This window comes from Pseudomonas gozinkensis (assembly GCF_014863585.1).
Classification (GTDB): domain Bacteria; phylum Pseudomonadota; class Gammaproteobacteria; order Pseudomonadales; family Pseudomonadaceae; genus Aquipseudomonas; species Aquipseudomonas gozinkensis.
In genome coordinates, this window is sequence record NZ_CP062253.1 from 1395772 (window position 1) to 1413711 (window position 17940).

Annotated in this window: 24 protein-coding genes; 22 read left to right on the top strand and 2 right to left on the bottom strand. The window is 61.2% G+C overall.

The genetic code is table 11. The features are described from left to right. The 20 genes from IHQ43_RS06150 to recX all read left to right on the top strand — a co-directional run bounded on the left by IHQ43_RS06150 (position 1) and on the right by recX (position 14843). On the top strand, positions 1-1044 hold the full coding sequence (locus IHQ43_RS06150; RefSeq protein WP_192563734.1) for a phage baseplate assembly protein: 1044 nt from the start codon (positions 1-3) through the stop codon (positions 1042-1044). 158 nt (positions 1045-1202) lie between these two features. Further along, complete coding sequence (locus IHQ43_RS06155; protein WP_011332728.1) at positions 1203-1712, top strand: phage baseplate assembly protein V; 510 nt, start codon at positions 1203-1205, stop codon at positions 1710-1712. Continuing rightward, positions 1712-2110: a phage GP46 family protein gene (locus IHQ43_RS06160; RefSeq protein WP_007954906.1), complete on the top strand. Its 399-nt coding sequence runs from the start codon at positions 1712-1714 to the stop codon at positions 2108-2110. Before IHQ43_RS06155 ends, IHQ43_RS06160 begins: the two co-directional genes overlap by 1 nt. Beyond that, a complete protein-coding gene (locus tag IHQ43_RS06165) occupies positions 2100-3143 on the top strand; it encodes a baseplate J/gp47 family protein (RefSeq protein ID WP_192563735.1) in 1044 nt (347 codons plus the stop codon). Before IHQ43_RS06160 ends, IHQ43_RS06165 begins: the two co-directional genes overlap by 11 nt. Further along, positions 3131-3730, top strand: a complete 600-nt coding sequence (locus IHQ43_RS06170; RefSeq protein ID WP_192563736.1) for a YmfQ family protein — start codon at positions 3131-3133, stop codon at positions 3728-3730. Before IHQ43_RS06165 ends, IHQ43_RS06170 begins: the two co-directional genes overlap by 13 nt. Positions 3731-3744: 14 nt before the next feature. Then, positions 3745-4680, top strand: coding sequence for a P1/P2 acidic ribosomal protein (locus IHQ43_RS06175; protein WP_192563737.1), 936 nt, complete (start codon positions 3745-3747; stop codon positions 4678-4680). A gap of 2 nt (positions 4681-4682) precedes the next feature. Then, positions 4683-5084, top strand: a complete 402-nt coding sequence (locus IHQ43_RS06180) for a hypothetical protein (protein ID WP_192563738.1) — start codon at positions 4683-4685, stop codon at positions 5082-5084. A gap of 112 nt (positions 5085-5196) precedes the next feature. After that, positions 5197-6348, top strand: coding sequence for a phage tail protein (locus IHQ43_RS06185; protein WP_192563739.1), 1152 nt, complete (start codon positions 5197-5199; stop codon positions 6346-6348). After that, positions 6345-6860 carry a phage tail protein gene (locus IHQ43_RS06190; RefSeq protein WP_192563740.1) on the top strand — a complete coding sequence of 172 codons (516 nt, stop codon included), beginning with the start codon at positions 6345-6347 and terminating at the stop codon, positions 6858-6860. Before IHQ43_RS06185 ends, IHQ43_RS06190 begins: the two co-directional genes overlap by 4 nt. 128 nt (positions 6861-6988) lie before the next feature. Continuing rightward, positions 6989-8083, top strand: coding sequence for a phage tail protein (locus tag IHQ43_RS06195; RefSeq protein WP_192563741.1), 1095 nt, complete (start codon positions 6989-6991; stop codon positions 8081-8083). A 7-nt stretch (positions 8084-8090) separates the two neighbouring features. Further along, entirely contained in the window at positions 8091-8657 is a 567-nt protein-coding gene (locus IHQ43_RS06200) for a tail fiber assembly protein (protein ID WP_192563742.1), read from the top strand. A gap of 14 nt (positions 8658-8671) precedes the next feature. Beyond that, complete coding sequence (locus IHQ43_RS06205; protein WP_192563743.1) at positions 8672-9592, top strand: gp53-like domain-containing protein; 921 nt, start codon at positions 8672-8674, stop codon at positions 9590-9592. Positions 9593-9594: 2 nt separating this feature from the next. After that, a complete protein-coding gene (locus IHQ43_RS06210; RefSeq protein WP_192563744.1) occupies positions 9595-10035 on the top strand; it encodes a phage tail assembly chaperone in 441 nt (146 codons plus the stop codon). Between the two features lie 29 nt (positions 10036-10064). Next, entirely contained in the window at positions 10065-11267 is a 1203-nt protein-coding gene (locus IHQ43_RS06215; protein ID WP_192563745.1) for a carbohydrate binding domain-containing protein, read from the top strand. 11 nt (positions 11268-11278) lie between these two features. Continuing rightward, positions 11279-11521 (top strand): hypothetical protein, encoded by a 243-nt coding sequence (locus tag IHQ43_RS06220; protein WP_192563746.1) that lies wholly within the window; start codon positions 11279-11281, stop codon positions 11519-11521. A 56-nt stretch (positions 11522-11577) separates the two neighbouring features. Next, positions 11578-12141, top strand: coding sequence for a glycoside hydrolase family 19 protein (locus tag IHQ43_RS06225; RefSeq protein WP_192563747.1), 564 nt, complete (start codon positions 11578-11580; stop codon positions 12139-12141). Continuing rightward, positions 12123-12653, top strand: a complete 531-nt coding sequence (locus IHQ43_RS06230; protein ID WP_244142246.1) for a lysis system i-spanin subunit Rz — start codon at positions 12123-12125, stop codon at positions 12651-12653. The genes IHQ43_RS06225 and IHQ43_RS06230 overlap by 19 nt, the downstream gene beginning before the upstream one ends. Positions 12654-12721: 68 nt before the next feature. Beyond that, complete coding sequence (locus IHQ43_RS06235; protein WP_192563748.1) at positions 12722-13222, top strand: CinA family protein; 501 nt, start codon at positions 12722-12724, stop codon at positions 13220-13222. Positions 13223-13305: 83 nt separating this feature from the next. Continuing rightward, positions 13306-14364 (top strand): recombinase RecA, encoded by a 1059-nt coding sequence (gene recA, locus IHQ43_RS06240; protein WP_003222269.1) that lies wholly within the window; start codon positions 13306-13308, stop codon positions 14362-14364. Between the two features lie 8 nt (positions 14365-14372). Further along, positions 14373-14843, top strand: coding sequence for a recombination regulator RecX (gene recX, locus IHQ43_RS06245; RefSeq protein WP_085697383.1), 471 nt, complete (start codon positions 14373-14375; stop codon positions 14841-14843). A 71-nt stretch (positions 14844-14914) separates the two neighbouring features. Here recX and IHQ43_RS06250 read toward each other — a convergent pair whose 3' ends face one another. Further along, on the bottom strand, positions 14915-16033 hold the full coding sequence (locus IHQ43_RS06250) for an LOG family protein (RefSeq protein WP_192563749.1): 1119 nt from the start codon (positions 16031-16033) through the stop codon (positions 14915-14917). A 353-nt stretch (positions 16034-16386) separates the two neighbouring features. Between IHQ43_RS06250 and IHQ43_RS06255 the strand changes: the two genes are divergently transcribed. Then, complete coding sequence (locus IHQ43_RS06255; protein WP_192563750.1) at positions 16387-16581, top strand: hypothetical protein; 195 nt, start codon at positions 16387-16389, stop codon at positions 16579-16581. Here the strand turns inward: IHQ43_RS06255 and IHQ43_RS06260 are convergent, their stop codons facing one another. Then, complete coding sequence (locus IHQ43_RS06260; protein WP_064593873.1) at positions 16582-17007, bottom strand: PA3611 family quorum-sensing-regulated virulence factor; 426 nt, start codon at positions 17005-17007, stop codon at positions 16582-16584. A gap of 189 nt (positions 17008-17196) precedes the next feature. Between IHQ43_RS06260 and IHQ43_RS06265 the strand changes: the two genes are divergently transcribed. Then, positions 17197-17940 (top strand): tRNA-uridine aminocarboxypropyltransferase, encoded by a 744-nt coding sequence (locus IHQ43_RS06265; protein WP_192563751.1) that lies wholly within the window; start codon positions 17197-17199, stop codon positions 17938-17940.

The following is a 17940-nucleotide window of genomic DNA, read 5'->3' on the forward strand; positions in this document are numbered from 1 at the left end:
ATGAACGAGACTGACAACCGCGTCACGCTGACCGTCGACAACATGGAATACGGCGGCTGGAAAAGCGTGCAGATCACCGCGGACCTGGAGCGCCAGTTCCGCACCTTCAAACTCGACATCACCTGGCAATGGCCGGGGCAGACCGTGGATCAGCGGATCAAGGCCGGCGACCCGTGCGAGGTGCGGATCGGCAAGGATCTGGTGCTCACCGGTTATGTGTTCAAGGCCCCGATCAGCTATGACGGACGGCAGATCAGCCTGAGCATCGAAGGCAGTTCCAAGACCCAGGATCTGGTCGATTGTGCGGCGCGAAACATCCCCGGCCAATGGCAGGACCAGTCGCTGTTGAGCATCGTCCAGGCCCTGGCCGGGGAATACACGCAGTTTGTGGTCAACGAGATTCCCGAGACCGCGCGCCTGAGCAAACACACCATCGTCCCGGGTGAAACGGTGTTTCAGTCGATCGACCGTCTGCTCTCGCTGTACCGGGTGTTTTCCACCGATGACGCCGAAGGCCGGCTGGTGCTGGCCAAACCGGGCAGCGGCGGCCGCGCCAGCGATGCCCTGGAGCTGGGCAAGAACATTCTCTCGGCCGACGCACCGATGGATCACAGCCAGGTGTTCTCCGAGTACCGGGTGATCGGCCAGCAAAAGGGCAACGACAAGAAGAGCGGGGCGGCAGTCAGCGAGGTTGAATCCAGCGCGACCGACCTGAGCTTCAAGCGTCGGCGTACCACGATCATCAACGAAGGCTCGCAACTGACGTTCGAACTGGCCCAGCAACGGGCCCAGTGGGAAAGCGCCACGCGCATGGGCCGGGCGCTGACCACCACTTATCAGGTGCAGGGCTGGCGCCAGTCCAACGGCGATCTGTGGCGCCACAACACGCTGGTGAAGGTCAAGGATCCGGTACTCGGCTTCGATGGCGACATGCTGATTTCCAAGGTGACGTATTCACTGTCGGCGCAAGGCTCGGTCACCACGCTGCAAGTGGCGCCGCCACATACCTTCGATCCTGACCCGACGCCCCCGAAAACAACCTGAGCCTGACGCCGAACCTGACTGGCATCACCTGACCCTGTGGGAGCGGGCTTGCCCGCGATAGCGGTGGTTACCGCAAACACTACTTTGCCTGACACACCGCCATCGCGGGCAAGCCCGCTCCCACAGGTTTTGTGTTGGCAAAGTCCTGAGGACAATTCATGAGCCTACTGACACGCCTGCTGGCGCGCGGCACTGTCGTGCTCGCCAATTCGGCATCCAAGCTGCAATCGCTGCAAATGCGCCTCACCGCCGGTGAAGTGAACGACGACATGGAGCACTTCGAACCCTACGGTTTCACCAGCCACCCGCTGGCCGGTGCCGAAGGTGTCGTCACGTTTCTCGGCGGCGACCGTTCCCACGCCATCGCCCTGGTGGTTGCCGACCGCCGTTACCGCCTGCAATCGCTGGCGGCCGGCGAGGTGGCGATCTACACCGACGAGGGCGACAAAATTCACTTCAAGCGCGGGCGGATCATCGACATCGAAACCGCCACGCTGAACATCCGCGCCAGCACCGCCGTGAATTTCGAGACGCCGGTGATCAACCAGACCGGCAAGATCGTTTCCAAAGGCGATCAGGTGGCCGGCGGCATCAGCCAGATCAAGCACGTGCATGTCGGCGTGCAGGCAGGCAGTGGCCAGACCGGCGCGCCGGCGGGAGGTCAGTGATGCTTTTCAGTCAAAACCTCCACGCCGCGCTCACCCGTGCGGTGCTGATCAGCCTGTTCACCTGGCGCCGTGCCGCCGACGACGATGCCCTCGACGACGAGGAGCGTTTCGGTTGGTGGGGCGACACCTTTCCCACCGTCGCCGACGATCGCATCGGCTCGCGACTGTGGCTGTTGCGCCGGGTCAAGCTGACCCGACAGACCCAGATGGACGCCGAGTTCTATGCCCGCGAAGCCTTGCAATGGCTGATCGACGACGGCCACTGCAGCGCCATCGACATCATCAGCGAACGCCTCGACGCCCAGCGCCTGAACCTGCGCACGGTCCTGACCCTGGCCGACGGCGAACGCCTGGACATCAACCCCGATAACAGTTGGCAGGTGATCTATGCCGTTTGAAACCCCTTCGCTGCCGGTGCTGATCAAGCGCACCCAAAGCGACCTGGCCGGCGATTCGCTGCGCCAGTCCGATGCGCAAGTCCTGGCCCGCACAGTCGGCGGCGCCGCTTATGGTCTGTACGGCTACCTCGACTGGATTGCCGAGCAGATCCTGCCCGACACCGCCGATGAATCGACTCTGGAGCGCATCGCCGCACTGCGCCTGAACCAGCCGCGCAAACCGGCGCAGGTCGCCACCGGCAACGTCAGCTTCAACGCCACGGCGGGCGCGGTGCTGGACGCCGATACGTTGCTGCAGGCGAGTGACGGCCGCACGTTCAAAGTCACCGCCGCGCGCACCACCGTCAATGGCGTCAACAGCACCTCCATCGCAGCGCTGGATGCCGGCAGCCTGGGCAACGCCGAGGCCGGCCTGGCGCTGACGCCGGTGCAGCCGATCACCGGCGTGGTCGGCAACAGTTTTGTGGTGCTGGCGCCGGGACTGAACGGTGGCGTGGCGCGGGAAAGTCTGGAATCGCTGCGCTCGCGGGTGATCCGCTCCTATCGCGTCATCCCCCACGGCGGTTCGGCCAGCGACTACGAGACCTGGGCGCTGGAAGTGCCGGGCGTGACCCGCGCGTGGTGCCGTGGCGGCTTCCTCGGGCCGGGCACCGTCGGCGTGTACATCATGCGCGACGACGATCCGCAACCGGTGCCGAATGCCGATCAACTGGCCGAAGTGCAGGCTTACATCGAGCCGTTGCGCCCGGTGACCGCCGAAGTCCATGTGCGTCCGCCGGTGCAGAAACCGGTGACCTATCAACTGAAGCTGACCCCTGACACCACCGCCGTGCGCGCCGCCGTCGAAACCCAGTTGCGTGATCTGCACAACCGTGAAGCCGACCTGGGCGAGGATCTTTTGATCAGTCACATCCGCGAAGCGATCAGCAGCGCGGCGGGGGAAACCGATCACGTGCTGTCGGCCCCGGTGGCGAACGTGGCCGCGGGTGACAGCGAACTGCTCACCTTCGGGGGTTGCGTATGGCTGCCATAAGAACCGCCGCGCAATACCAGGCGCAATTGCGCGCCTTGCTGCCGAGCGGCCCGGCATGGGATCCGGAACGCGTGCCGGAACTCGAAGAAGTGCTGCAAGGCGTCGCCGTCGAACTGGCGCGCCTTGACGCCCGCGCCGCCGACCTGCTCAACGAAATGGACCCGGCCGGTGTCAGCGAACTGGTGCCGGACTGGGAGCAGGTGATGAACCTGCCCGACCCGTGCCTCGGCGCCACGCCGCTGTTCGACGACCGCCGCCTCGCCGTGCGCCGGCGCTTGCTGGCAGTCGGCAGCCAGGCTGTCGGCTACTACCTGGACATCGCCAAAAGCCAGGGTTACCCCAACGCCACCATCACCGAACTCGAAGCCCCGCGCATGGGCCGCTCGCGTTTCGGTGCGGCGCACTGGGGCACCTGGGAAGCGCAGTTCATGTGGACGCTCAACACTGGCGGGCGGCTGTTGCTCGGCCGGCGCTATGGCGCGAGCTATTGGGGCGAGCGCTTCGGCGTCAATCCGGGCTCGGCGCTGGAATGCCTGATCCACAGGGCGGCACCGGCGCATACCAAAGTGCACATCAACTATGACTAGGAAGGAGTGACGGGATGGATTACCCGAGAAGTGTGCCCGGCTCCGGGCTGGTGGATGGACGATTTGCCGATGAAAACCCGCTGACCGGAACTCCGGGTTCGTTGATCCCCGCGACATGGGGCAACGGCATAACGGAAGAGCTGCTGAACGTGATCCGTGCGGCGGGGATGGTGCCCTCCGAAAGCGAGTCGGATCAGTTGCTCAAGGCGCTGAAGAATGTCTTGTCCCAGGACGCGATGCCGTTCGCCGCTTTGGCATTTCCAACGGTGGCCACGGCTGACGGGCGTATTTCAGTCAGCGCCGCAAGCGCGTCTGCTGGCGGCACCGTGTCGGTGCCGGGCGGTGTGCTGGTCTGCCTCGGTGAAGAAGTTGCCGCCGGCATGACGGCCCGCCCGCGCACGTTGCTGACCTCTGCCTGGAGCTCGTCCGGACTGGATATCAACAGCACCTATTTTCTGCGGATGCAGGTGCGCAACGGGGCACTGGTCTGCTACACGCAAAAAGGCCTCGATACCGATGTGATCCCTGCGGGGATGAAAGCGGGAACCGGCAGCAGTGGCGGTGGTTTCGACTCGACCTGCATCGACATGCTGGTGGCCAGAGTGGTGACCGCAGGTGCCGGGACTTTACCCAAGCTCACACTGCTGGCGAACAAGGCCCGCATGGAAGCGGTCGGTGTCTGGTCCGGTGCCAATGGCAATTACTCGGTCCCGTTGAACTGGGCGCGCAAACCTCGTGCGTACATTGCAGGGATTTATGATTTTGATGACAACGTCAAAACCGACTATGGCGTGATCAGTGAGGAGATCGGGGTCAACTTTGTCGGTACTCAGTTCATGCCGGAGGGTGGTTTTACCGACCGTTACACGGCGCGTGTCGCGATCGCTGCGTGGTCACAGAACCTGAGCACGTCAGGTCGGATAAACGCTCGCGTCAGATGGGAGGTTTGAGTATGAAAGCCATTATCGAAAATGGAGTGGTGACGGCGCTGATGACGGGTGACGTCGATTGCGGCGTTCCGGTGCCGGTCGGCCTCGCGGTTGCCACAGGCTGGCTGTTCGACGACGAGCGCTTCAGCGCGCCGCCGCAGGTCGATGTTTCGCCGGATGTGCAAGCCGAGGCAGAGCGCCAATGGCGCACGACAGCGCTCACGGCCACTGACTGGCTGGTGATTCGTCATCGCGACGAACTGGATGTCGGGGCGCCACCGACCTTGAGCAACAAACAGTTTTCCAAATTGCAGGCCTGGCGCCAGGCGCTGCGCAATTGGCCGGGCTCCGGCGACCTGCCGGATGTCCTGTCGCGCCCCGAACCACCCAAGTGGCTTGCGCGGTTGTCCCTGCGGGCACCGTGAATACGCGCTTGTATCTCTTGAACGACGCCCGCCCTGTGCGGGCGTTTTTCATCAGTGCGCAAGCTGACCGCCGATCGCTGGAGCCACAGCGAATACCTACAGGAATCTAACCGTGGACTATCCAAAGAGTGTCCCCAGCGCCGGACTGGTGAATGGGAAATTTGTCGATGAAAACCCGCTGACCGGAACGCCGGGATCGTTGATCCCGGCGGATTGGGGGAACAGCGTCACGCAGGAAATTCTCAATGTGATCAAGGCCGGGGATCTGACCCCGGACGAGAAAAAATACGATCAACTGCTGCAAGCGATTCAAAGCGTTTCGGCCAAGGGCTGGAGCCTGGATTCAGCGTTGCCTGTCGGCTCACTGCCTTTGCCGACCGTAGCGACACCTGACGGGCGCATGCCGATCACGCCAACGGCGGTGCTGACCAGTGGCGGACGTTTGTCGATTCCTGCCGGCGTGTTTTTGAGCATTGGCCAGGAGGTTGTTGCGGGGCAACTGGGCAGGTCTCGTACGTTCACCACGCAGGCCTGGAGCAGTGCGGATCTGTTGCCGACGACCGGCTATTTCCTGAGGGCGCAGGTCAGCGGCGGGGCCCTGACGTTCTACATGCAGCGCGGAACGATCTATGACCCGGCCCCCGAAGGATTGAAGGGCACCGTCAACAGTGCGGCGGGGGGTGGGTTTCAATCCACGCCGCTGGATATGTGTCTGGCCTGGGTGGTGACCGCAGGGCCAGGGTCGGTTCCGATCGTCAGGCCGGTCTACAACCGCAAGCATCTGGCATGGAGCCAGACGGTCAACGGTAATGGTGTGGTCTATTTGCCGGTCGATCCTCACGCCCGGGCGGCACGTCTGGTGGTAGGCAACCCGACACCGCACCCTACAGGCATTACCGGCGTGTCCTTTGCCCCGGGCGGTTGGCTGGGCGGCAACTATTGCTACCTGAATCCGACCGTGGGGACTTCGGGCAATTGGGACGGTTGGTCCACTGCCGGTGCGACGGCGTGCATCTTCACCAGCAACGTGCTCAACGACACAACGGTGTCGACCCTGACTGCCAGCTTCGACCACAACGAGTTGCGCTCTCTCTGGCAGGTCTATCAGGCCGAGCACACGTTGGGCGCCAGTAATGCTTCCAGCGACGAACTGCTGTTCAGCATGGGTCTGAAAAACCTGTCACCCGGCGACTACGCCAACGGGGTCGCCATCAATTTCAGCTCGGCGGTCAACGTCAATTTTTCATGGGAATTGATTCGATGAACATCATTCAGGAACTGCATCAATTCGAAGAGGGGTTGCGTCCGCTTCAGCCGTCCGCTGCCCATGACTGGGACGGCAAAGCCTGGGTGCTGGACAGCGCGCGGGCCGGACAACTGGATCAGCAGGCCGCCGAACAGCTGTGCGTGCGGGTCGACGCGGCCGCCGACAATGCCCGTGCCGTGCTGGCCGGTGATCCGCTCAAGGCGCTGGAATACGCTCAGGCTGCCGTCGACGCGCAAGCCTTTCAGGACGCCGGCTACCCGAGAAACGATGTGCCTCTGTCCGTCGCAGCCTGGGTCGCCAGAGGGCGCAGTGCCCGGCAGGCTGCCGATCAGATTCTGGACAAGGCGACCCGGCTCAGCGACAGCCTGCTGACCCTGCGCACCTTGCGCCTGAAGGCCAAGACCCAGATTCGTGCGCTCGCAACCAAAGGTCAGATGGATCAGGCCCGCGCTGCCGCTGATGAGGCGTTGCTGGCCATTCGTGGACTGACCGCCAACCTGACTTCGTAACCGCAGTTCGCGTCACCCAAGCCCACTTCATTGTGGGCTTTTTATTTTCAGGAATAGAAGCGTCTGCGCCGTAGCGAAAGCTTGCGCGCGGCCACGTTTCATTTGTCATTACAGAGGAACGAGCACCAATGGATTACCCAAAAAGTGTCCCCAGCGTCGGCCTGGTCAATGGCCGGTTCGTCGATGAAAACCCGGTGGCGGGAACGCCCGGGTCGTTGATACCGGCGGTATGGGGCAACAGCGTTACGCAAGAAATTCTCAACGTGATTACCGGCGCCGGGCTGACAGCCGCCGAGGTCGATACCGGTCAGTTGTTCAAAGCCATTCAGTCGATTGTCGGCAACGCCAGTCCGATGCGTTCGGTGGTGACGCGGTTGACTGCATCCAAGGCGCTGACCGACCCGGAGCTGGGCCTGGTACTGATCGATGGCGGATCCAGTGCTGTAACGGTGACATTGCCGCCGGCAAACGCCGCGCTGGGTGTACGCGATGTGATTGTTCGGCGGATGGACAACAGCGGCAACCGTCTGGTCGTCCAGGCATCGGGTTCCGACCGCATTCGTTTTCACACGCATCTTTCACCCAGCGGTTATCCGTTTCTGGTGTTGATGGGCGGCGGCGACTGGTGGCAGTTGCGCAGTGATGCTGCGGGTAGCTGGTGGCCAGTCGGCCGGTTTGACAACACCCCCCTTGGCCGGCCGTTTTTCGAGACGACCACCTTGCTCAATCCCGGTGGTTACGGTGCGCTCAACGGTACTGTCATGAAGCGTGTCGAGTGGCCCTGGCTGTGGGACCACGCCCAGCTTTCCGGGATGTTGGGCACTGAAGCTGCGCGTGCTGGCAACGAAGGCAAATGGACCTCGGGTGACGGCGCGGCAACCTTTCGAGGTCCGGAGGGGCGAGGCGAGTTTCTGCGGGTTCTGGACGAGGGCAGGGGCGTGGATACGGGCCGTGCCATGGGTACCTTTCAGGTCGGATCGACTCATTCGTATGCCATGGGTGCCAATGGTGCCGGTGCGGTAGGGGCGTGGTGGTCGGACGCCCTGACCGGTTTCGGTGCCGATACCCGTGAAGAGCCGCAATACGTGTCCGGGCTGGTCAACGGTGGCCCCGTCTTCCCTGTCGGTACGAGTTATCAGCGGGATGCGGCCAACGCCTTGCTGCTGGCGTTCAAATCCCGCCCTCGCAACATTGCCTATCCCGGCCGTATCAAACTCATCTGAGGTGCCTATGTTCAATTATCTGTTTGACGGTGCGGGCGTTTTGTCCGGGCCTGTCGAGTTTTTCGTGACCCCAGGCATTGGTATTCAACTGCCCGGCAACGCGGTGGAGTTGTCGTTCGAATTACCCGCGCCTGAAGCCGGTCGTATCTGGGCTTTGATCAACGGTGTACCGCGAGAGGTGATTGACCGGCGGGGTCCGGTTTTTCGCAAGGACGGCGGCGGGCAACAGATCTGGAGTGAGCTGGGAGAGTTGCCCGATACGCTCACAACGCAGCCTTGGCCGGGGGAGTTCCATGTGTGGCGCGACGACGCCTGGCAGCTGGATGAGCAGGCCCGTTTGCTCAGCATCAGCCAACAGGTTCTGGAAAAGCGCGACGCACTGTTGCGCGACGCCGTCCTGCGCATCGCCCCCCTGCAATACGCCGAAGACATCGGCGATGCCAGCCACGAAGAGCAACTGCAATTGCTCGAGTGGAAGCTCTACAGCGTGGAGCTGAACCGCATCGAGAAACAGCCCGGTTTCCCGGAGCAAATCACCTGGCCTTCAGTGCCTGGAACCCGCACAGCAGATTGATAAGGAGATGAATCTTGGACTATCCCAAAAGCGTACCCAGCGTCGGGCTGGTGAACGGGCAATTTGTCGATGAGGATCCCGTCGCCGGAAAGCCCGGCTCGCTGATTCCCGCCACATGGGGCAATGGCGTCACACAGGAAATTCTCAGCGTCGTACAGGCCGCCGGCATGACGCCCAACGAGGCCAACACTCATCAACTGCTTGATGCATTGCGCAGTCCGGCGCTGTTCACGACGGCAGCACAATTTGATGTCAGCCGATCGGCTGCAACGGCCGAGTTTGTCCAGCGAGCGCTAGGCAACTACGCCAGCGCTCGCGGCATCTCCGGCTCGACCCAACTGACCCTGGCCGATATCGGCTGTTCGATCGGGATGGGCGGAAACGCCGCGTACACCGTGACTTTGCCGGACGCCACTGCGGTGCCCAGCGGTGCGACGATCAGCCTGCACTGCCGAAACAGTGCAGCGGTCACGGTTGCCAGTAAAACCGGTACGCAGATAAGCCCCCAAGGGGCTTATCTGGGTTCGATCACGATGAACGCCGGCGAGAGCGCGACCTTTGTCCGGGAGTCGGGTGTCTGGGTTGTTTATGGCACTGCTGCGTTGAAGTATTCGGCGCTCTATGCGTCGCAGTTCGCCACGGCCGGATATCAGAAACTTCCCAGCGGCTTGATCGTGCAGTGGGTGACCGGGGGCTCCGATGCGAATGGCATCATGACGGTGTCGTTGCCGATGATGTTTCCCAATGCTGTCCTCGGCGGGATCGCCAATGAAGGTTATCCGGCAGGCTGGGGCAGTTCAAACGTCACTGTCTGGGCATTCGACGGGGCCAACTCCACGACATCGACGGTTGTTGCCAGGGTTCGCAATGTCCTGGCGTCGAGTGTGAAGGCTGAACCTGGAATCTCCGGACGCATATTGGTTTGGGGGCGATAACCATGGCTATTTATTTTTATGCACAGACACGCGGCTTTGAAGTGGTCGACAGCCCCCATCCGGAGCCGCCTGAAGGCGCCGTGGAAATCACCCGCGTCCAATACGCCGAACTGTTTGCCGGGCAGGCAAGCGGCAAGGTCATCAGCGCCAGTGCCAGTGGACAACCCGTACTGATAGACGCGGTCATCTCCCCGGCAGTGCTGTCTTCCCGGGAACGCGCGTGGCGCAACAACATTCTGCAGGACACGCAATGGCTGGTATGGCGTGACGCTGAAGAGCTGGAAGTCGGCGAGGGCACCACTCTGCGCACCGACGAATTCAAACAATTGCTCGCCTATCGACAGGCCCTGCGCGACTGGCCCAATGATCCGGAGTTTCCGGATACCCGGGCTCGCCCGGTAGAGCCTGACTGGCTTGAAGGCTTGCTGCGGTCGAACGGCTGAGCCGTTGACCCGATCAAAGAGGAATTAACGTGGATTATCCTAAAAGCGTTCCCGGCTCAGGCCTGGAGAATGGCAAATTCGTCGATGAAGACCCGATCGCTGGCAAACCGGGATCGTTGATCCCGGCCAGTTGGGGCAACAGTGTGACTCAGGAGATTCTCGGCGCGATCACGGCCGCCGGCCTGACGCCGGATGAGGAGCAGACCGATCAACTTGCCCAGGCCATTCGACAACTGGCGAAACCGGATCCGCTGCAGCAGTTTCCTGTGCAGGTGTATCGCAAGAATCTGTTGATTAACGGTGGATTCAATATCTGGCAACGCGGCACGACCAATCAGGCGCCGAGCATCGGTGGGTATGTGGCGGATCGCTTCCGGTGCGACTGGAACGGCAACGCGGGTATCAGCATTTCGCGCCAGGATTTTGCCCTCGGTCAAACCGAAGTCACGGGCGAACCCGCTTTCTTCCTGCGTTGGCAGCAGGTCACTGCAGGCACCGGAGCAACGGTGCATAAAGTCTCCCAGAGTATCGAATCGGTCAGGACCCTGGCCGGGCGAACGGCGACGGTCAGCTTCTGGGCCCGATCCGATGCGACGCGTCCGCTGCGAGTCACGATCACCCAGCAGTTCGGGACGGGTGGCTCGGAAAGTGTGGTGAAGGTTGTCGACGTTTTTCAGCTGAGTACTTCGTGGAAGAAATACAGCGCAACGTTTCAGGTGCCGACCATCGCCGGGAAAATGCTCGGCGTGAATGACTGCCTGACCTTGTCGTTCGATCTGCCGCTCAACGTGTTGCAGACCGTCGATCTGGCACAGATGCAATTGGAGGAGGGGCCGGTTGCAACACCGTTTGAATACCGTCCCGCGGCGGAAGAGCTGAGCCTTTGTCAGCGTTATTTCGAGAAGTCTTTTGCTAACCGTCTGCAGATCCGTTCGAACAATGGTGCCGCCACCTGCATTGGTAACTTCACCCAGGCTGCGGCAGCCAATACCGGTCAGTACGGTATGAGCGTCGATATGCAGGTGCTCAAGCGCGTACAACCTACCATCGTGCTGTATTGCCCGGGAGATGCGAGCAATCAAGTCTGGAACCAGGGCTTGATGAAAGCGTGTACCGGGACCTATTTGCAAAGTGTTACCGAACGGAGCTTTGCCATTGGCACCGTGACCCCTGTAGGCAGCGCTCCCGGGCATATCTTGCAGATCGAATGGACCGCAGACGCGGAAATCTAGGAGGCAAATCCATGAGCTATCAACTCACATCGTCTGGCGTTATGCGCCTGAGTGATTCAGCGTTTATTCCACAAGAGCCGACCAACCGTGACTGGGCGGAGTACCAGGAGTGGCTGGTGTCCGGGGGACAGGTACTGCCACTGGATCCGCCGCTAGAGAGTGCGACGGCCAATCAAGGCATGCTGGGTTTGTTCAAGCGAATGATCCAGGTTTCCCCGGACAGCACTCTGAAAACTGAGGTAAACAATGGCTGATCAGCTTCGGTCGCCAACCGTGATTCAATCGGAGCATCCAGGGAGGATCGAGCATTATGCAAATTACTGAAGACAACCTACTCAACATCATGCCCAACGCCCGCCGCCAAGCGGGCGTTTTTGTTTCTGCACTCAACGATGCCATGGCGCGCCACCGCATCGACACACCTAAACGCGTGGCCGCGTTTCTCGCCCAGATCGGACACGAATCGGGGCAGTTGCAGTACGTGCGTGAACTGGGCAACAACCAATACCTGAGCAAGTACGACACCGGTACGCTGGCTCTGCGTCTGGGCAATACGCCCGAGGCCGATGGCGACGGGCAGAAGTATCGCGGGCGCGGGCTGATCCAGATCACCGGCCGCAGCAACTATCGCCAGTGCAGCCTCGGCCTGTTCGGCGATGAGCGCTTGCTGGCGCTGCCGGAACTGCTGGAACAACCGCAATGGGCGGCCGAGTCCGCCGCATGGTTCTGGGCGCAGAACGGCCTGAATGAACTGGCCGATCAGGACCAGTTCAACAGCATTATCCGGCGGATCAACGGCGGGTTGAACGGCTTGCAGGACCGGCTGGAGCTTTGGGGGCGGGCGAGGGCGGTGCTATGCCTGCCTTCGGTATGAGCGTTTGGCGGCTGATCGGCCTGGTGCTGCTGGCTGCGGGTTCGGCGGCACTGGCCTGGCAGTTCCAGGACTGGCGCTACGGCCGCCAACTGGCCGAACAGGCGCGGTTGCATGCCGAAACCCTCAATCAATTGACCCTGACGGCCGCCACTGCACAACAGACCGAGCAGGACAAGCGTCTGGCCCTGGAGCAACGGCTCACGGCCAGCGAACAAACCCATTACCGAGCACTGAACGATGCCCAACGTGATCAGGATCGCCTGCGCGATCGCCTTGCCACTGCTGATCTGCGCCTGTCAGTCCTCATCGACGCAGGTGACGCTGCCCAAGGCTGCGGTGTGCCAGCCACCACCGGCGCCGGCGGCGTGGATCATGCAGCCGTACGCGCCCGACTTGACCCGGCGCATGCTCGACGAATTGTCGCCATCACCGGTGAAGGCGACCGCGGACTGATTGCCTTGCAGGCCTGCCAGGCCTATATCAGAGCGCTGGCGCCTGCACATTTTGAATAAGCTTGTGTATTGAAAGCGCAACCGGCTCGTGTACGGTGGTACCCATTCCATCCGATCCGGAGCGCGCCGTGAAAGAAATCACTCAACTGGCGGCCGAACTTGGCCGACGTCTGCAGTTGCTCAACGCCCACGTCACGACGGCCGAGTCCTGTACCGGTGGCGGGATTGCCGAAGCCATTACCCGCATTCCGGGGAGTTCGGCGTGGTTCGAGGCGGGTTACGTGACCTACTCCAACCGCCAGAAAACCCAGCAGTTGAATGTACCGACGGAGCTGTTCGGCACCGTGGGCGCAGTCAGTCGCGAAGTGGTCGAGGCCATGGTGCGTGGCGCCCAGGACAAAAGCCTGGCGCGGTTTGCCGTGGCGGTCAGCGGCGTGGCCGGGCCGGACGGTGGTTCGCCGAACAAACCGGTAGGCACGGTGTGGCTGGCCTGGGGCGTGGGCGACATGGTTTCCAGCGAGGTCCAGCACTTCCCCGGCAACCGTGACGAAGTCCGCCGACAAACGGTGAAGGCCGCGCTAGAGGGCTTGCTGCGACTAGCGGCACGAGAAATCGAAAATCAGGGGTAGGCGATCCGTGAACGCTGTGGAATAATACTGGCTACTTATACAGGTGTTGGCCGTCAGGCCTTATTGATTACGTGAGGACTTTAATGGACGACAACAAGAAGAAAGCCTTGGCTGCGGCCCTGGGTCAGATCGAACGTCAATTCGGCAAGGGTGCCGTAATGCGTATGGGCGATCAGGACCGTCAGGCGATCCCGGCCATTTCCACCGGCTCTCTGGGTCTGGACATCGCACTCGGCATCGGCGGCCTGCCAAAAGGCCGTATCGTTGAAATCTACGGTCCTGAATCTTCCGGTAAAACCACACTGACGCTGTCCGTGATCGCCCAGGCTCAAAAAGCCGGTGCGACCTGCGCCTTCGTCGACGCCGAACACGCCCTCGACCCTGAGTACGCCGGCAAGCTGGGCGTCAACGTCGACGACCTGCTGGTTTCCCAGCCGGACACCGGCGAACAGGCCCTCGAAATCACCGACATGCTGGTGCGCTCCAACGCCGTTGACGTGATCATCGTCGACTCCGTGGCCGCCCTGGTGCCAAAGGCTGAAATCGAAGGCGAAATGGGTGACATGCACGTGGGCCTGCAAGCCCGTCTGATGTCCCAGGCGCTGCGTAAAATCACCGGTAACATCAAGAACGCCAACTGCCTGGTGATCTTCATCAACCAGATCCGCATGAAGATCGGCGTGATGTTCGGCAGCCCGGAAACCACCACCGGTGGTAACGCGCTCAAGTTCTACGCCTCGGTCCGTCTCGACATCCGCCGTACCGGCGCGGTGAAGGAAGGCGACGAAGTGGTCGGCAGCGAAACCCGCGTCAAGGTTGTGAAGAACAAGGTGGCTTCGCCGTTCCGTCAGGCCGAGTTCCAGATTCTCTACGGCAAGGGTATCTACCTGAACGGCGAGATGATTGACCTGGGCGTGCTGCACGGTTTCGTCGAGAAGTCCGGCGCCTGGTATGCCTATGAAGGCACCAAGATCGGTCAGGGCAAGGCCAACTCGGCCAAATTCCTGGCGGACAACCCGGAAGTCGCGGCCAAGCTCGAGAAGCAACTGCGTGACAAGCTGCTGTCGCCAGCTGTGATCGCTGACTCCAAGGCTTCTGCGGTCAAAGAGACCGAAGACGACCTGGCTGACGCTGACATCTGATTGCACCGATGACAACCGCCGTACTCGATACCCTCGTCGCGGTGCGGCGAACCGCCATGGACCTGCTCGCACGCCGCGAGCATGGTCGAGTCGAGCTGACGCGCAAACTGCGTCAGCGTGGCGCTCCCCCCGAGATGATCGAAACAGCCCTCGACCGTTTGACGGAAGAAGGGCTGCTTTCCGAAGCCCGTTATCTTGAAAGCTTTGTTTCCTATCGCGCCCGCTCCGGTTACGGCCCACTGCGGATTCGTGAAGAACTGGGCCAGCGCGGTTTGCAACGCGCCGATATCGAACTCGCCTTGCGTGAGAGCGGTATCAACTGGCAGGAGCAGCTAACGGACACTTGGCAACGGAAGTTCTCCGGACAGCTTCCCGGCGATGCCAAGGAACGCGCCAGACAAGGTCGATTCCTGGCGTACCGGGGATTCTCGATGGAGATGATCAACCGCTTGTTCAGCGGCAGAGGGATGGACGATTAAATCGCTCCAGCTTCAATCAAAAAATAAAAAAACGGCCCGCTATTTCGATAGCGGGCCGTTTTTTTTTGCCTTCACGTTACCTTCGACGGTTCGCGGTTGCGTTGCGCGGTTTGGGGTTTTGACTGGGCCCAGTTTTCCGGCAGGTTGATGTAGTCCACCAGCTCACGCAGACGTCCGTGATCCCGGGCGTTGAAGGCGAAAGCCAGGCGCGTGAGGTGGCTGAATTGGGCCTCGTCGTGTTCTTCGCCGCTGTAGGCGTGTTGATGGAACTGGTCGCTCAGGCACAGATCGGCAAACGCTTCCTGCATATGGTCCAGGGCCTGATCGCTCAGCTTGTGGTTCATACGGATGACAAACTGGCGCTTGAGCCAGCGGCTTGAGTGGAAGTTGCCGTAGAACTGGTTGATCTGCTCTACCGCCTCTTCAACGTTATAGACCAGGCGGATCAGCTTCAGATCGGTCGGCAGGATGTAGCGGTTTTCTTCCAGTTGCTGGCGGATGAAGTCCAGCGCGCCTTGCCAGAACGTCCCGCCCGGTGCGTCCAGCAGCACCACCGGCACCAACGGACTTTTGCCAGTCTGAATCAATGTCAGCACTTCGAGTGCTTCGTCCAGGGTGCCGAACCCACCGGGGCACAGCACAAGCGCATCGGCTTCCTTGACGAAGAACAGCTTGCGAGTGAAGAAGAAATGGAACGGCAGCAGGTTGCCGGTACCGTCCACGGTAGGGTTGGCATGTTGTTCGAAGGGCAGGGTGATGTTGAACCCCAGGCTGTGATCGCGGCCGGCACCTTCATGGGCGGCGGCCATGATTCCGCCGCCGGCACCGGTGATGACCATCATGTTCGACCGAGCCAGCGACGCCCCGAGTTCACGAGCCATGGCGTAAAGGGGATGTTCGACTGGTGTACGGGCCGAACCGAATACCGTCACCTTGCGTCGCCCCTTGAACTGTTCAAGGGTGCGAAAGGCCTGCTCCAGTTCGCGCAGGGCTTGCAGGGTGATCTTGGCGTTCCAGCGGTTGTGGTCTTCCTGGGCCATGCGCAGCACGGTCAGGATCATATCGCGGTAGATGGGAGTGTTCGGGCTGTTGGGAGAAACCAGGTTGAGTTGTTCTTCGACCTTGCTGATGAGGTCGTGGCCGCTTTCCTGAAAATGACGGCTGAGCAGGTCATTCGGTTGGTAAGGCATGCAACTTCTCCTTCTGCACAGAGCTTTCGGCCCTGACGTGCGGCGTCAGTGCCGCGCTGCAAAAAAACAAACGTCCGGCAGCTCCTTTCCTGCCGCTAATAAAATGAACGGGAATACGTTGAATCTAGACCCTCAAAGCATTTTTCGCTCATTGAGCATTGCGCCGCAAAGTCTTTCCTGGCAACTGCTTATTGTTGCTTTGCGAAGTGTTTTCACCGCTCGTCCGATGCCACGTCGAGGGCTGAATGCTCTGATTTACTAAGTTAAAGGCGCCGTACGACAACTTAGCGTCAGCGACCGTACGCAAGGTGCACGCTATTCAAGGATTTGCGGGTGGCAAGGAGGCAGGGCACATGACCAGAGTGATTCTGGAGATCGATACGCAGCTGTATCGGTTGTTGAAAGCATCGGCCGAGACCAATCATGTAAGTCTCGAAGAGGAGTGCTGCCGACGCCTGGCGGGAGGGGATCGCCGCTCCCGTTACTTGCAGGCCTTGCTGGCCGAACTGCGCGCCGATGATGAACAGCGGCGCGCTACATCGCGATGATTACTTCTTCTTGGCTGGAGCCGCTTTCGGGCAATCCGATTCCTGGTAGCTGGCGGAGCCGATTGCCTTGTTGCTTTTCACTTCGGTGAAGTCGTAACGCATGATCGCGCCCTTGGCCATCAGCTTGCGGTACGACGGGTTGTTGCAGACCGAGGCGCCCAGCTGGAAATACACGGCTTTGGGATCGGCGCGCATTTTGTCGGCGTGGCTCTTTTGCACGCTCAGGTGATTGACCAGCGTGGTGCCTTCGACGGTGTAGCCCTGATCAAGAATGTCTTCGTTGATCGCCCGTGGCGTGCCGACGCTGCTTTGTGCGGCGACATTGCGCAGCTCTCGGTTCAGATTCTGCTCACTCAGGGATGCAGCCTGAGCGCTGAAGGACGAGGCCAGCAGAATGGCAGCGGTGGGAACGATAAGGCGCAGCATGAAACTCTCCTGGTTCAGTGACTGGTGGTTCGACCAGCCACGTGACTGTGCGTTCAGTGGCGGCGAATTATAGGGGAGCCGGTCGGGAGGGTACAGGCTTGTGCCCGTCGCTCTGGTAAACTGCCGGCCTTTATTGCCCTGCCGAGTGTCGTTCGTGTCGAGTTTCCCTGTCTGCCGGTGCCCCCTGCGATGAATCATGCCCCCAACGCCGTGGCCCGCCTGCGCGATCAGCGCGAGGACGAAGGCATCAAGCCGATTCAGGCCCGTGGCTTTCGCTCCCCGCGCTGCCGTGATTGCCGGGTAATCATCAGCCATTGCCTGTGCGCCTGGCGGCCAACTGTCGATACGCGCTCGGGCGTTTGCCTGATCATGACTGGCAAGGAAGTGTTCAAACCCAGCAACACCGGTTGGCTGATCGCCGACATTGTGCGCGACAACCATGCCTTCATCTGGTCGCGGACCGAGCCCGACGAGCAACTGCTGGCGCTGCTGAACGACCCGCAATGGCAGCCGTATCTGGTGTTCCCCGGCGAGTACGTCGAACCTTCGCGCGTGACCAACACCGTGGATCTCGATAACAGCAAGCGTCCGCTGTTCATCCTGCTGGACGCGACCTGGACCGAAGCGCGGAAGATTTTCCGCAAGAGCCCGTATTTTGACCGGTTGCCGATCCTGAGCCTGTTGCCCGACAAACTCTCGCGTTATCGCCTGCGCCGCTCGACCCGCAGCGAGCACCTGTGCACCGCTGAAGTGGCGGCGCTGTGCCTGGAACTGGCCGGTGATTCGGACGCCGCGTCGGCACTGGATGCCTATTTCGATGTGTTCAGCCAGCATTACCTGGGGGCCAAGCAGCAACTGGACGTCAATGTGTCGACGCCGGCCCACGCCGAATTGCTGCCCTATATCCGAAACGCGGCGCCAGTACCGGCCTGA

Bases quoted from the DNA above. Each gene is read 5' to 3' on its own strand.
- IHQ43_RS06150 (WP_192563734.1), top strand. From the start codon at position 1: ATGAACGAGACTGACAACCGCGTCACGCTGACCGTCGACAACATGGAA.
- IHQ43_RS06155 (WP_011332728.1), top strand. From the start codon at position 1,203: ATGAGCCTACTGACACGCCTGCTGGCGCGCGGCACTGTCGTGCTCGCC.
- IHQ43_RS06160 (WP_007954906.1), top strand. From the start codon at position 1,712: ATGCTTTTCAGTCAAAACCTCCACGCCGCGCTCACCCGTGCGGTGCTG.
- IHQ43_RS06165 (WP_192563735.1), top strand. From the start codon at position 2,100: ATGCCGTTTGAAACCCCTTCGCTGCCGGTGCTGATCAAGCGCACCCAA.
- IHQ43_RS06170 (WP_192563736.1), top strand. From the start codon at position 3,131: ATGGCTGCCATAAGAACCGCCGCGCAATACCAGGCGCAATTGCGCGCC.
- IHQ43_RS06175 (WP_192563737.1), top strand. From the start codon at position 3,745: ATGGATTACCCGAGAAGTGTGCCCGGCTCCGGGCTGGTGGATGGACGA.
- IHQ43_RS06180 (WP_192563738.1), top strand. From the start codon at position 4,683: ATGAAAGCCATTATCGAAAATGGAGTGGTGACGGCGCTGATGACGGGT.
- IHQ43_RS06190 (WP_192563740.1), top strand. From the start codon at position 6,345: ATGAACATCATTCAGGAACTGCATCAATTCGAAGAGGGGTTGCGTCCG.
- IHQ43_RS06195 (WP_192563741.1), top strand. From the start codon at position 6,989: ATGGATTACCCAAAAAGTGTCCCCAGCGTCGGCCTGGTCAATGGCCGG.
- IHQ43_RS06200 (WP_192563742.1), top strand. From the start codon at position 8,091: ATGTTCAATTATCTGTTTGACGGTGCGGGCGTTTTGTCCGGGCCTGTC.
- IHQ43_RS06210 (WP_192563744.1), top strand. From the start codon at position 9,595: ATGGCTATTTATTTTTATGCACAGACACGCGGCTTTGAAGTGGTCGAC.
- IHQ43_RS06220 (WP_192563746.1), top strand. From the start codon at position 11,279: ATGAGCTATCAACTCACATCGTCTGGCGTTATGCGCCTGAGTGATTCA.
- IHQ43_RS06225 (WP_192563747.1), top strand. From the start codon at position 11,578: ATGCAAATTACTGAAGACAACCTACTCAACATCATGCCCAACGCCCGC.
- IHQ43_RS06230 (WP_244142246.1), top strand. From the start codon at position 12,123: ATGCCTGCCTTCGGTATGAGCGTTTGGCGGCTGATCGGCCTGGTGCTG.
- recA (WP_003222269.1), top strand. From the start codon at position 13,306: ATGGACGACAACAAGAAGAAAGCCTTGGCTGCGGCCCTGGGTCAGATC.
- recX (WP_085697383.1), top strand. From the start codon at position 14,373: ATGACAACCGCCGTACTCGATACCCTCGTCGCGGTGCGGCGAACCGCC.
- IHQ43_RS06250 (WP_192563749.1), bottom strand. From the start codon at position 16,033: ATGCCTTACCAACCGAATGACCTGCTCAGCCGTCATTTTCAGGAAAGC.
- IHQ43_RS06255 (WP_192563750.1), top strand. From the start codon at position 16,387: ATGACCAGAGTGATTCTGGAGATCGATACGCAGCTGTATCGGTTGTTG.
- IHQ43_RS06260 (WP_064593873.1), bottom strand. From the start codon at position 17,007: ATGCTGCGCCTTATCGTTCCCACCGCTGCCATTCTGCTGGCCTCGTCC.
- IHQ43_RS06265 (WP_192563751.1), top strand. From the start codon at position 17,197: ATGAATCATGCCCCCAACGCCGTGGCCCGCCTGCGCGATCAGCGCGAG.